This window comes from Mesorhizobium ciceri biovar biserrulae (genome assembly GCF_001618845.1).
GTDB lineage: Bacteria > Pseudomonadota > Alphaproteobacteria > Rhizobiales > Rhizobiaceae > Mesorhizobium > Mesorhizobium ciceri.
This window is the reverse complement of record NZ_CP015064.1, coordinates 5264378-5277516: the sequence shown is the minus strand read 5'-3', so window position 1 is coordinate 5277516 and position 13139 is coordinate 5264378. Positions and strand designations below refer to the sequence as shown.

The following is a 13139-nucleotide window of genomic DNA, read 5'->3' as shown; positions in this document are numbered from 1 at the left end:
GGAGGGGTCTTCATGCGTTACGACTATGTCATAGCCGGCGGTGGGTCCGCCGGCTGTGCGCTTGCCGCACGGCTTTCGGAAGATCCCTCGAAAACGGTCTGCCTGATCGAAGCTGGCGGCGAGGGCAGGGATATGCTGATCCGCGCTCCGGCTGGCATTATCGGTATGCTTTCCGGCCGGCCCAGGATCAACAACTGGGCCTTCGAAACCGTGCCGCAGCAAGGTCTTGGCGGCCGCAAGGGCTACCAGCCGCGCGGCAAGGCGCTGGGCGGCTCCAGCGCCATCAATGCGATGCTCTATGTCAGAGGCCATCGCAGCGACTATGACGAATGGGCCGATCTGGGCTGTGAGGGCTGGTCGTGGGATGAGGTGCTGCCCTATTTCCGGCGCGCCGAAGGCAATGAGCGCGGCACTGATGCCCTGCATGGCGGGGACGGCCCGCTGAAAGTGTCGAACCAGCGCTCGCCGAGGCCAATCGCCAAGGCCTTCATAGAGGCTTGTGCCGAAAACCAGATTCGCGCCTTGGACGATTTCAACGGACCGGAACAAGAGGGCGCCGGCTATTTCCAGGTGACCCAATTTGCCGGTGGCGCCCGTAATGGCGAGCGCTGTTCGACTGCCGCCGCCTATCTCCATCCGGTGATGCAGCGGACCAATCTGACCGTGATCACGCGGGCGCACGCCACAGGCATCGTCCTTGACGGCAAGCGGGCCACCGGTATCCGCTACCGGACACGCAAAGGCGAGGCAGTGGCGCAGGCGTCGTGCGAGGTGATCCTGTGTGGCGGTGCCTTCGGTTCGCCGCAGCTTCTGTTGCTGTCGGGTATCGGCCCGGCGGCCGAACTTGCCGTGCATGGCGTTCCCGTCGTCCACGAATTGCCGGGCGTCGGCAAGAACCTGCAGGACCACCTCGATTTCATCGTCGGCTGGAGATCGAAGGACACCGATATGCTTGGCATGAGCCCGCGCGGCGCGTTGGGTTTCCTACGGCATATCGCGCAGTGGCGGCGGGATGGGACCGGGCTGATCGCCTCGCCGGCGGCCGAGAGCGGCGCTTTCGTCAAATCCGACCCGGCGCTTGAGCGCCCTGACCTGCAGCTGCAATTCGTCATCGGGCTGGTCGAAAACCATGCGCGCACGCTGCACTACGGCTTCGGCTTCTCCTGTCATGTCTGCATATTGCGGCCGCACTCGCGTGGCGAGGTTGGGCTGGCCAGCGCCGATCCACTTGCCGCGCCGCGCATCGATCCGCGCTTTCTCAGCGACCAGCGCGATGCGGAGCTGCTGTTGAAAGGCGTGAGGATCACCCGGCAGGTGCTGGCTTCACCGGCGCTGACGCGCTACCGGCACAAGGAAATGCACATCGCCGGCGAGCCAAGCGATGCCGATCTGATGACCCATATCCGTACCCGCGCCGACACGGTCTATCACCCGGTCGGCTCCTGTCGGATGGGCGTCGACGAGATGGCGGTGGTCGATCCGCAACTCAAGGTGCGCGGGCTTGAAGCCTTGCGTGTCGTGGACGCCTCGGTGATGCCGACACTGATTGGTGGCAACACCAATGCGCCAACCATCATGATCGCCGAAAAGGCCGCCGACATGATCAGGGCTGCCTGATAGGAGCTCCAGGCGCGGTGCCTATAGACTGGCGGTCGTTTTACTTTTCTTGGTTTGACGCAATTGCCCCAGGGAAAACGCTACGCGCTTTCCCTGGAAACCGTTCACACCTCTGCTGGAATTGCTTAAGCCGCCGCCCGTGCCTCGCGGAACGACACCAGCTTGCGGCGGTTCTCGTCCCACAACGCCAGTTTAACGCAGCGCAGGCTTTCCAGCAGCGTGACACGGCCGATGTCGCGCAGCTCGGGATAATCCCGCAGCACTTCCTGCAACCGGTAGCACGGCACCTTGGCGGAGAGGTGATGGACGTGATGGACACCGATGTTGCCGGTGAACCAGTTCAGCACCGGCGGGAGGTCGTAATAGGACGATCCGTGCAAGGCAGCGTGCTGGAATTCCCAGTCGACATCCTTCGCCCATTCCGTTTCCTCGAACTGGTGCTGGACATAGAACAGCCAGATGCCGGCCGAACCGGCGAGGATGACGATCGGCAGGTGGACCACCAGGAACGCGCCGGGACCGACGAACCAAATGAGGATGGCTGCTGCGACCGCGATGCCAAGATTGGTGGTCATCGACGACACCCAAGGGGTCAGGCCGCCGCGCATCATGCCGACGGGCAGCCTTTGCTCGAAGATGAACAGCCAGATCGGACCGAGCCCGAACATCACCAGCGGGTGGCGATAGAGACGATAGGCAAGGCGGCCTCGCCACGACATCTGCCGGTATTCTGCAACGGTCAGCGTCCGGATGTCGCCCATGCCGCGTTCGTCAAGATTGCCGGCGCTGGCGTGGTGCGTCGCGTGGGCGCGCCGCCAGCAATCGTAGGGCGTCAGCGTCAGGATGCCGAGCGCGCGGCCGATCCAGTCGTCCGCGTAGCGATTGGCGAAGAAGGAGCCGTGGCCGCAATCGTGCTGGATCATGAAGATGCGCACCAGAAACCCGGCCGCGGGAAGGATGAGGATCAGTCCCCACCAATGGCCATAGGCATAGGCCGCCGAGGACAGGCCCCAGAGTATGGCGAATGGAATGAGAGTGATGGCGAGTTCGACGGTGCTGCGCCGCCTGTCAGGCTTCTTGTAGCGGGCGAGAATCTTCAGCCAGGCGCGCTTGCTGTTGGCGACCGTCTCAGGGGAAATCATGTTCATCAGGAAGCATAGGCGGGGTGCCTCGCCGCCGCAAGGCGACATCACGCAAAATTACTGTGCGTAATTGTCGCGTGGCCCGGCGGTCGAGCCAGCCAACCGCCGGTTCGACCTGCTGATGATTCTGAGCGTCGGTTTTCCGCTGGGGTCGATCGCTATTCGCGATCGAGGATGGGACAGCCGCGCTCGGTGCCAAAAGTCACGCGCACGCGGTCGCCACCCTGTCTGCCGCGGACTGTGATCTCCCGGCGGCCGACGGACTCTATCCTTGCGCGGCGGATGCCCATTCGGTCTGCCTTGTCGAGGGCCCGGTCCTCCGTGCAGCCTCGTTGACGGCGGTCGCGCCGGTCGTCGCGACGGGGGCCTTCGCAATCGTCATAGGCGGGGTCGCAATCTTCCATGAGCTTCAGCCGCGGGCCATGTTTGCCCAATTGCAGCTGCAGATTGTCTGCTTGTGCCGGAAAAGCCGCCAAGGTGATGGCGCCGAGGCCGACAAGCGCCATCAGCGATGAGGTGATCGAAACCTTGCGCACTACGTCCTCCATTTTGAACCACAACACATCTATCCTTAGATGGTTCGGCTCTCCCCGGCTATTGCCGATAGGAGGTTTGCTGCCAAGATCGATTGTTGCGTTAACGCCGGCGCCAGCCGATGTCACCGCGCTCCGCCCCATCGAGGCGGTCGAGCAGTTCTCGGAGCCGGTCGGGAATGTCGGCCTCGGTGCGGAAGGCCGGCAAGGTGCGTAGAAAGCGGGTCACCGCCTCGGCACCCAACTGGCGCCTGACCTCGATGGCCAGCCCTTCTGCCTTTTCGCCCGTGTTGCGGGTCATCGTCTCAAAATCCTGTGTCGGCTTCGAAACTCCTCCAGCAAGGGAATGGTTCCCCCATCCTGCCTGTGGGGCAAGCAAAGCCGGCAGTTAAGGTAAAATTTGAATTAAAATCGAAATGCCTTGCCTGCCATTGTCCGGCCTTGGCCGGTGGCTTCCATAATCGCTTACCCCTTGATTTTTGGCTGCCAAACATCGATATCGGGCACAAAATCCACATCATTCGAGATTGACGGGAAACGGCGATGAGCGACCAGGCAAAAGACGAACGCGCGCCCGATGAAGTCGAGGCGACCGAGCCCGCAGCCGAGCGCACGGAAGGCAGCACCGACGGCGACTATGAAGCCCTTGTCCGGCTGCTGAAGGAAAATGAAGAACTGAAGGACCGCGCGCTGCGCGTGGCGGCCGAGATGGAAAACCTGCGTCGCCGCACGGCGCGCGATGTTCACGATGCGCGCACCTACGCGGTCGCGAATTTCGCCCGCGACATGCTTTCGGTGTCGGACAATCTGCGCCGCGCGCTGGATGCGATTCCCGCCGAGGCCAAGGCATCGGGTGACGCCGGCTTCAAGGCGCTGATCGAAGGCGTCGACCTCACCGAGCGCGCCATGCTGTCGGCGCTGGAACGGCATGGGGTCAAGAAGCTCGCGCCGGAAGGCGAGAAGTTCGATCCCAATTTCCACCAGGCGATGTTCGAAGTGCCCAATCCGGACGTCCCGGCCAACACCGTGGTCCAGGTCGTGCAGCCGGGCTATTCGATCGGCGACCGCGTGCTGCGCCCGGCTATGGTCGGTGTCGCCAAAGGCGGTCCGAAGTTTGCCGCCGCTGAAGCGCCGGTCGAGCCGGGGCCGGTGAACGAGCAGGCTGAGAAAGATGCATAGTTAAGGGAGTAGGGCAGTAGGGCAGTAGGGAAAAGGGCAATCGCACCTTCCGTGCGGCTTCGTGCTAAACATACTGCCCTACTGCCCTATTCCCTTACTCCGCTGGCCTGCAATGAACCCCATCGCGCTTCTCGACTATGCCGGTGTCGCCGTCTTCGCGGCGACCGGAGCGCTTGCGGCTTCGCGCAAGCAGCTCGACATTATCGGCTTCCTGTTCCTGGCCAGCGTCACCGGGATAGGTGGCGGCACGCTTCGCGACGTCATCCTCAACCTGCCGGTTTTCTGGGTCGCCAACTCCGGCTATGTGCTGGTCTGCGCCGCGGTTGCGGTGCTGGTCTTCTTCAGCGCGCATCGTGTCGAATCGCGCTGGAAATGGCTGCTCTGGCTCGACGCCATCGGGCTCGCCGCTTTTTCGGTGATGGGCGCGGCCAAGGGGCTTGCGATTACCGGTTCGCCGGTCGTCTCCGTCATCACCGGCGTGCTCACCGCCACTTTCGGCGGCATTCTGCGCGATCTCCTTGCCGGCGAGCCATCGGTGCTGCTCAGGCCCGAAATCTATGTCACGGCGGCCCTTGCAGGTGCCGGCCTTTACACGCTTGGCGATCTTGCCGGACTGCCGCCGCTCGCCTCGGACCTTGCCGGTTTTGCGGCGGCGTTCCTTGTGCGTGGCGGCGCGCTCAAATTCGGCTGGTCGTTTCCGTCCTACAAGAGCCGGCCCGGCAGGCGGCCGGAAGATATTTTGTGAAAAGGAAGCGAATAGCGAATAGGGGTTGAACGAGATAGCTCCCGCTACTTTCTATTCGCTAGCCTCACGCAGCGAAGCGCTGGGCTTCCCCGCCGTAATAGTTGACGTAGCGTGCGCCGATCTCCTTGACCGGCATCACGACGAACACATCGACCGTCGAGAATTCGCGATCGATGACGCAGCCGTCGCCGATGCGGGCGCCGACGCGCAGATAGCCCTTGACCAGAGGCGGCATCGCGGCGATCGCCGCCTTGGCATTGACCGCCTCGATAGGCATCAGGTCCATCGAGCAGTAGCGCCCGGAGACCGCGCACACGTCCCAGGCCGAATTTGTGCGGCAGTGGTGGGCGAGGTAGGTGAGCGCCTCGGCATGCGCCGCCGGCACGGTGCCGTGAAAGGAAGCGCAACCGGTCATCACACCGATTTCATAATGATTGATGTAAGCCCAGATGCCTTGCCACAACGCTTCGATGGTGCGCTTCGAGCGGTATTCCGGCAAAACGCAGGAGCGGCCGAGTTCAAGGAAACGCTGGCCGGGGTGACGGGCAATGAGCTTGGTCAGCTCGAATTCACCTTCGGAATAGAAACCGCCGGCCGTGGCCGCGATTTCTTGCCGCAGCAGCCGATATGTGCCGACGATGCGGCGATGTTCGGGACCGGAAAGCGTGGTGTCCAAAACCAGCAGATGGTCGCAGAGCGGATCGAACCGGTCGGCGTCACGGCGGTCATGGGCCTGGAACAGGTCCTTCCTGGCGCCAAGTTCGTCGTAGAACACCCGGTAGCGCACTTCCTGCGCGGCCGCGATCTCGGCCTCGTTGCGAGCGAGCCGCACTTCAAGATTGCCTATACGGCCCAGTGCGGCGCCCTTTATGACGGAATCGACGTTACGTCCGGCAAGCAAGGCGCTGCTGGCGTTCGGCCGAGTGTCACATTCCGGCATAACTGTATGCACGAGTGATTCTCCTTCGAGCCATCCCTCTTGGCACGGGGATACGGTGTAGGTGCAACAGGATTGTGACAGTACCGTGATACGACGTCGTGGGCAATACTTCGTCGGCTGGCGAATACGATCAACCGGCTACGTTTAAGTGATCGCCCGGTGCGGAATGGGCGGTGGAAAGCTCAGGCCGCGACGACCTGGCCCTCGACGGCATTGACCAGCGCCTCGGGGTCGAGCGGCTTGGTGACAAAGCCGCTGGCGCCATGGGCCAACACCGCATGGCGGGTCTTTTCCTGGCTGTCGGCCGACAGCACCATGATCGGCACCGGCCGCACGGCACTTTCTTCCTCATGGCGGCGGATGGCGGCAATCGCGTCCAGCCCGTCCATGACCGGCATGTGCAGATCCATCAAGACCACGTCGAAGCGGTCCTTGTGCGCGGCGCCGGTGACAGCCTCGACGGCCGCCTTGCCGTTGCCGACCACCCTGACGCGATGCCCGGCCTTCAGCAGCGTGGCGCGGGCCAGCATGGCATTGATGTCATTGTCCTCGGCGATCAGCACCGACAGGCCGCGCTGGCGGTTGCCGACGGCGCGCAGTGTCGGCGCGCCGCGCTTTTCCGGCTGCGGCGGGCCGAGGCTCGGAGCATGGCTGCTCAACAGTACACGCAAAAGTGTTCCGCCGCGCACCGGCCTGGCCAGGAAGGTTGCGTAGCCACTGGCGCGGAACTCGCCAAGCATGCCGCGATCTGTCGGCGCGATCAGCGTGATCGCCTCACAGTCGGAGAAACCGCTCTGGCGCAGGCGCTTGAGCAGCCTTCCGTCGCCTTCCTCCATCGCTGCATCGACCAGGATCGCGTCGCAGCCGGCGGCGAAAGGCGCGGCCTGTGCGGCGGTGGTGGCGATGTCGACCGCGCCACCGTTGGCACGGATGGTGCGGGCGATGGCGTCGGCCTCGACGGCGTTCTTCGACAGGATCACCACGCGTCTGCCCGAGAGGGCATTCTGGCGGCCCTGCGGCGCTTCGGTGGCCGCTGTCGCAGGGACTTCGAAGACGAACTCGGATCCCTGGCCGAGCCGGCTGGATACCGAGATCGTGCCACCCATGGCGGCCACCAGGCGCCTGGAGATGGCAAGGCCGAGGCCGGCCCCGCCATGTGTGCGTGTCGACGTGCCGTCGGCCTGCTCGAATTCCTCGAAAATGCGCTCCAGGTCGGCATCATGCAGGCCCGGACCGGTATCGGCGATGGTAAAGCATATGCGGTCGCTGGTTTCGGTGCGTGCGCGTGCAATGCTCACCAGCACGCCGCCGCTGTCGGTGAACTTGATGGCGTTGCCGATGAGGTTGAGAAGCACCTGCCTGACCTTGCCTGGATCGGCGGTGATCAATTGCGGCACGTCGGGTTCGACATGACAACCCAGCCCGATATCCTTGGCGAAGGCGCGCGCCGCCAGCAATTCGATGATGTTGTCGGCGATCTCGCGCACCGACATCGGCTGCGGCTCCGGGTCGAAACGCCCGGCTTCGATCTTGGAATAGTCGAGAAGATCCTCGATCAGGGCAAGCAATGCGCTGGCTGAGGTCGAGACGGCGCCGACATAGGTCTGCTGCTCCGGCGACAGGCTGGTGTCGGCGAGCAACCTGGCCATGCCCATGATGCCGTTCATCGGGGTGCGGATTTCATGGCTGACGGTGGCGAGGAAACGCGATTTGGACTGGCTGGCATATTCGGCCCGTTCGCGTGCGGTGATCAGCGAGGACTCGGCGCGTTTGCGGGCGGTGATGTCGCGGGCGATGGCGCGGTGCGAAACCGCGCCACTGTCCTTGTCGCGCACCGACAGTTCGATCCAGGAGAACCAGCGCTGCCCGCTCGGCGTGCTGATAGAGACATCGGTGGAACTCAGGCACTCATGGTCGGAAAAGGCGGCATCGGGAACCATGCCGACCTCAATGCCCAGTTCCGCCAGGGTCTTGCCGGCAAGATCGCGCTGGTCGATCTCGACGAGATCGGCGAAGACCTTGTTGGCATAGACGATGTAGCCGTCGCGGTCGCGATGGATGACAAGATCGCCAAGCGCGTCGATCAGGCCGCGAAAGCGCTCATCGCTCTCCTGCATCTCCCACATGCGGTCGGCCAGCGTCTCGATCTCGGCGCGGCTGCGGGCCGTGGTTTCGTCAAGAAGGGCGGCGGTGCGATGTTCGCTCCGCCTGGCGCGCAGATGCATGGCAAGGCCGGCTAGGCCGGTTGCGAGCAATGCAACGCTGATGAACATCGGTGCCCCGGTCAGGTGCGCCAGCCCGGCCATCACCACGATGGCGACGAATGTCAGAAAGGACAGGCCTTCGCGCCTGGAGAATTCCGGCTCGGGCACCAGCGGCGGCGCGGCGACGAAGCGCCGCGTCGACGCCGGCGGGAGCACCGCATCGACATCGTCGCCAGTGTCCGCCTGTTGGCTGCCGGATTGCGCGATCATGCGAAATTCTTGCCAGACAGAGCTTATGGAAAATTGCGGCGGATCGTTCCAATTTTAGCGGATGAGCGTTTTTTGCCGAGGCGCGGCGGGTTTGCCACCAGATCTGGCGATTGCATCGCCCTTCCGGCAGTTGGGCGGAGTCACATATCCACGACGACGCGGCCGCGGATCTTGCCCTCGACGATATCGCGCGCGGCATCGACGATGCCGTCGAACCCGATGGTGCTGGACAGGCTGGCGAGCTTCTGCAGATCGAGGTCGGTGCCGATGCGGCGCCATGCCTCGAGGCGGACTGCTTTCGGCGCCATCACTGAATCGATGCCGAGCAATGAGACACCGCGCAGGATGAAGGGCGCGACGCTGGCCGGCAGGTCCATGCCGCCGGCCAGGCCGCAGGCGGCGACCGCGCCGCCATAGGAGGTCATCGAGAGCACATTGGCCAGCGTGTGGCTGCCGACAGCGTCAATACCGCCGGCCCAGCGCTCCTTGGCCAGCGGCTTGGCCGGCTGGGCAAGCTCCTCGCGCGAGATCACCTCGGCGGCGCCAAGGTCCATCAGAAAGGGGCTTTCGGCATTGCGGCCGGTGGAAGCAATGACATGGTAGCCGAGGCTGGACAGGATGGAGACCGCGACCGAGCCGACGCCGCCGGCTGCCCCCGTCACCACCACCGGGCCGCGATCGGGCAGGATGCCGTGCCGCTCCAGGGCCATGACACAGAGCATGGCGGTATATCCTGCGGTGCCGACGGCCATCGCGTCATGCGGGCTGATGCCTTGCGGCAGCGGCACCAGCCAGTCGCCCTTGACGCGGGCACGGCCTGCATAGGCACCGAAATGGGTTTCGCCGACGCCCCAGCCATTCAGCACGACCTTGTCTCCGGCGCGCCAGTCGGGATGCGAGGACGAAATGACGGTGCCGGCGAAATCGATGCCCGGCACCAGCGGCCAGCGGCGGATCACCGGCGCCTTGCCTGTGATCGCCAAGCCATCCTTGTAGTTCACCGTCGTTGCCTCGACCGCGACGGTGACATCGCCTTCCATCAGGTCGGCCTCGGTGAGATCGGTCACGGCGACCGACTGCTTTTTCTCGGCGTCACGCGAAACGAGGATGGCTTTGAAGGTTTCGGACATGTCTTTCTCCGCGATCTTGACGACATGAACTGTGCGGCGATGGCCGCACGGGGTCAATCCTTGGAAGGACTGGCTTTGGGTTCGCGCCGCCAGCCGACCAGCTCGTCGAAGACGACCAGTGCCGCACCAACCGAAATGAAGGCGTCGGCAAGGTTGAAGACGGCGAAGGACCAGACCGGCGTGTGGAACAGGATATAGTCGATGACGTGGCCGTAGACGGCGCGGTCGATCAGATTGCCGAGCGCGCCGCCGACGATCAGCGCAAAGCCGGTGCGGGCAAGGATCTGGGACGGCGCGATCCGTGTCGCCAGGAACAGCACGAAAGCAACGACGGCGAGCGAAATGACGATCAGCCCGGTGTCGCCGAAGGACGAGAACATCGAGAAGGCGATGCCGGTATTGTAGGTGCGAAACAGCGCCAGGAAGGGCAGCAGATCAACCTTCTCCTGAAAAGGCAGATCGGCCTCGACCAGGTATTTTATCCACTGGTCGAGCGCGATGGCCGCGACGACGAGCAGTGCGTAGGGAGACCATGATCTCACGGGCAGGCAACCTTCATTGCTAGTCCAGGATTGACTCGAGCTTCAGCGCGCCGCGCCGGATCTCGAACAGCATGATGCCGGTGGCAACGGCCAGATTGAGCGAATCGGCACGGCCCGCTTGCGGAATCCTGAGCAGCCTGTCGCAACTCGCAGCCAGGCTTTCGGGCAGTCCCTGCTGCTCGTTGCCCATCATCAGCAGCACGGGCCCGCGGGAAAAATCGACCGAGCGGTAGTCGACGGCGCCTTTCAGGTGGGTTCCGGCGACGAGGCCTGAAAACCCGCCTCGCCAGGCGAGGAAAGCCTCGGTTGTCGCCTTCGCCACCGGCACGGCAAAGATCGAACCCATGGTGGCACGCACCGTCTCCACGGAGAATGGATCAGTGGTATCGCCGACCAGGATGACGCCTTTGGCGCCGACGGCATCGACGGTGCGGATGACGGTGCCGAGATTGCCGGGGTCGCGCACCCGGTCGAGCGCCACCCAGACGTCGCCATTGTCAGCGCGGACATCCTTCAAGGCGAGGAATTTTTGCGAAAAGACGCCGACCACCATTTGCGGGTTGTCGCGACGGGTGATGGCGACCAGCACCTTCTCCGACACTTCGAGCACCATGCCGCCTGCCGCAACCGTGCGTGCGGCCACCTTCTCCACCGCAGCGTTGCCGCGCCCGGCCTTGGCGAAAACCAATGTCCTGATCTGCCAGCCGAGATCGAGCGCATCGATGACCAGCTTCAATCCCTCGGCCATGAAGGCGTTCTGCTGGTCGCGGAATTTCTTCTGAGCGAGCGCCTTGATGTCCTTGACCAGCGGATTGGCGAGGCTGGTGACCTCCTTCACCTGGCCGGGTGCGCCTGCATGCCGCTCGTTCATTCAGCCACCCAACGCGAAAACAATGAGGTCGATAGCGCCCGGCCGGCGGACTTTTCGCGGATGATCAGCTCACCCGATTCAACCTTGCCGCCCATACCGGCAAAGGTATCGCGCATCAGGGCGTGGATGGCGAAGAAGGAGGCGCGGATCGAATAGGCGGTCAGCACCACGGCGAGCGGCTTCGGCGTCAGGATCGCCCGGCAGAGGTCGGTCAAATCGGGCAGGTCCTCGAACAATTGCCAGACCTCGCCCTTGGGGCCACGGCCATAGGCCGGCGGGTCGAACAGAATGATATCGTAGCGGCTGCCGCGGCGCTCCTCGCGCTCGGCGAATTTGACCGCGTCGTCGACGATCCAGCGGATCGGCTTGCTGCCGAGGCCGGCCATCTCCTGGTTTTCGCGGGCCCAGCCGATCGCCTTCTTCGAGGCATCGACATGGGTGACCTCGGCACCGGCGCGAGCCGCCACCAAGGAAGCGAGACCGGTATAGCCGAACAGGTTCAGAACCTTGACCGGCCGCTTCGCCGCCGCGATCAGCCCGGCCATGTGGTCCCAGTGGGAAGCCTGCTCGGGAAAGACGCCGACATGACGAAACGAGGTGAAACGGCCGAGATAGTCGATGCCGTCATGCTTCATCGGCCAGGTCTCGCCGAGCGGCAGCTTCGGGAAACGCCAGCGGCCGATCCCCTCCTCGTCGGTGTCTCCGGTGAAGACGGCGTCGGCGCGCTCCCATTCCTTTGCCGGCAAGGCCTTTTGCCAGATCGCCTGGCCCTCTGGCCGCACGATCCGGTAGGGGCCATATTGTTCGAGCTTCTGGCCGGTGCCGCTGTCGAGCAGCGCATAATCGGCATTGGGCGCCACTTCCAGGATCACGGGAAGATGTTCAGTGGGCAGAGCGCCTTCGCGGCGGGCCAGGATGCGCGGCGCCGAGTTCGGTTCGGAACGATTTTCCGTCTTCGCCTCATGGCGCTCGCGCGGTGGCGCTTCCGGTCTGGCAGGAGCCTGGCCGGGACGCGGGCGTGACACGTCCGCCGCACTCTTGGCGGATGGATGTGGACGGTTGTCGCGGCGTTTGTCGCGAAAAGACTTCAAGCGGGGGCAACTCCGAACGGCGTGGCCGCTTTTGACATAGGGCAACCGGCTTCGCAACCAAGTCCGACAGGTCGGCCTCTCCGGTTTATGTCTGCCGGCGATGGACCAATGTCAAAGAAACAGGCAAATCTGCTCGATGTCCCGCTCCGAACGCCTACTCGACCTCATACAGTGCTTGCGCCGGCATCGCCGGCCGGTGAGCGGGCACATGCTTGCCGACGAGACGGGCGTTTCGATCCGCACGCTCTACCGCGACATCGCCACGCTGCAGGGCCAGGGCGCGCCGATCGAGGGTGAGGCGGGGTTGGGTTATGTGCTCAAGCCCGGCTTCATGCTGCCGCCGCTGATGTTCAGCGACGAGGAGATCGAAGCCATTGTGCTCGGCTCGCGCTGGGTCGCCAGGCAGCCGGACCAGCGTCTCTCGGCCGCCGCCGCCAACGCGTTGGCCAAGATCGCAGCCGTGCTGCCCGACGATCTGCGCGAGGATCTTGACGCGAGCACACTGCTGGTCGGGCCTCCTGCCGTGGCCACCGAGGGCATCGACCTTGGTCTGGTGCGGCAGGCCATCCGCAACGAGCGCAAGCTCGGCTTTCTCTACCGCGATGCCGGCGGGGCCGTGTCCCAGCGCGTCGTCTGGCCATTTGCGCTGGGCTTCTTCGACAAGGTGCGGGTGGTGGTGGCGTGGTGCGAGATGCGGCAGGATTTCCGGCATTTTCGCGCCGATCGCATCGCCGAACTCCAAGCAATGGACACGCGCTATCCGCGTCGTCGCCAGGCGCTGCTCAAGGAATGGCGAACGACGCTCGACAAGCCGCGTGGTTCGCGATGACTGCTGCCATATTCTGACAGTAGCCTATCTTATGTTCGCCAAGTCG

13 protein-coding genes are annotated in these 13139 nt (G+C 64.0%); 4 read left to right on the top strand and 9 right to left on the bottom strand.

Annotation, left to right across the window (positions count from 1 at the left end; all coding sequences use genetic code 11):
• The first annotated feature begins 12 nt into the window (after window positions 1-12).
• Window positions 13-1617 (top strand): GMC family oxidoreductase, encoded by a 1605-nt coding sequence (locus A4R29_RS24850; protein ID WP_027161322.1) that lies wholly within the window; start codon window positions 13-15, stop codon window positions 1615-1617.
• Between the two features lie 125 nt (window positions 1618-1742).
• Here the strand turns inward: A4R29_RS24850 and A4R29_RS24845 are convergent, their stop codons facing one another.
• The 3 genes from A4R29_RS24845 to A4R29_RS24835 all read right to left on the bottom strand — a co-directional run bounded on the left by A4R29_RS24845 (window position 1743) and on the right by A4R29_RS24835 (window position 3593).
• Complete coding sequence (locus tag A4R29_RS24845; RefSeq protein WP_013529567.1) at window positions 1743-2765, bottom strand: fatty acid desaturase; 1023 nt, start codon at window positions 2763-2765, stop codon at window positions 1743-1745.
• A gap of 152 nt (window positions 2766-2917) precedes the next feature.
• On the bottom strand, window positions 2918-3421 hold the full coding sequence (locus A4R29_RS24840; protein ID WP_318014183.1) for a hypothetical protein: 504 nt from the start codon (window positions 3419-3421) through the stop codon (window positions 2918-2920).
• Complete coding sequence (locus A4R29_RS24835) at window positions 3396-3593, bottom strand: hypothetical protein (protein ID WP_024502834.1); 198 nt, start codon at window positions 3591-3593, stop codon at window positions 3396-3398. Before A4R29_RS24835 ends, A4R29_RS24840 begins: the two co-directional genes overlap by 26 nt.
• Window positions 3594-3835: 242 nt before the next feature.
• On the opposite strand from A4R29_RS24835, the gene grpE reads away from it, so the two are divergent.
• Window positions 3836-4471, top strand: coding sequence for a nucleotide exchange factor GrpE (grpE, locus tag A4R29_RS24830; RefSeq protein ID WP_027161324.1), 636 nt, complete (start codon window positions 3836-3838; stop codon window positions 4469-4471).
• Window positions 4472-4583: 112 nt separating this feature from the next.
• A complete protein-coding gene (locus A4R29_RS24825) occupies window positions 4584-5216 on the top strand; it encodes a trimeric intracellular cation channel family protein (protein WP_013529571.1) in 633 nt (210 codons plus the stop codon).
• 64 nt (window positions 5217-5280) lie between these two features.
• Here the strand turns inward: A4R29_RS24825 and olsB are convergent, their stop codons facing one another.
• From olsB to A4R29_RS24795, 6 genes are all read right to left on the bottom strand, one after another.
• A complete protein-coding gene (olsB, locus tag A4R29_RS24820) occupies window positions 5281-6156 on the bottom strand; it encodes a l-ornithine N(alpha)-acyltransferase (RefSeq protein ID WP_032808105.1) in 876 nt (291 codons plus the stop codon).
• 182 nt (window positions 6157-6338) lie between these two features.
• Entirely contained in the window at window positions 6339-8630 is a 2292-nt protein-coding gene (locus A4R29_RS24815; protein WP_063173093.1) for a PAS domain-containing hybrid sensor histidine kinase/response regulator, read from the bottom strand.
• 140 nt (window positions 8631-8770) lie between these two features.
• Window positions 8771-9760 carry an acrylyl-CoA reductase (NADPH) gene (gene acuI, locus A4R29_RS24810; RefSeq protein ID WP_024502831.1) on the bottom strand — a complete coding sequence of 330 codons (990 nt, stop codon included), beginning with the start codon at window positions 9758-9760 and terminating at the stop codon, window positions 8771-8773.
• A gap of 53 nt (window positions 9761-9813) precedes the next feature.
• Window positions 9814-10302, bottom strand: coding sequence for a signal peptidase II (gene lspA, locus A4R29_RS24805; RefSeq protein ID WP_013529575.1), 489 nt, complete (start codon window positions 10300-10302; stop codon window positions 9814-9816).
• Between the two features lie 19 nt (window positions 10303-10321).
• Complete coding sequence (locus A4R29_RS24800; protein WP_063173092.1) at window positions 10322-11173, bottom strand: TrmH family RNA methyltransferase; 852 nt, start codon at window positions 11171-11173, stop codon at window positions 10322-10324.
• On the bottom strand, window positions 11170-12264 hold the full coding sequence (locus A4R29_RS24795; RefSeq protein ID WP_013529577.1) for an RsmD family RNA methyltransferase: 1095 nt from the start codon (window positions 12262-12264) through the stop codon (window positions 11170-11172). The genes A4R29_RS24800 and A4R29_RS24795 overlap by 4 nt, the downstream gene beginning before the upstream one ends.
• Before the next feature lie 136 nt (window positions 12265-12400).
• Here A4R29_RS24795 and A4R29_RS24790 point away from each other — a divergent pair, with 136 nt between their 5' ends.
• Window positions 12401-13093: a helix-turn-helix transcriptional regulator gene (locus tag A4R29_RS24790; protein ID WP_024502830.1), complete on the top strand. Its 693-nt coding sequence runs from the start codon at window positions 12401-12403 to the stop codon at window positions 13091-13093.
• Window positions 13094-13139 lie beyond the last annotated feature (46 nt).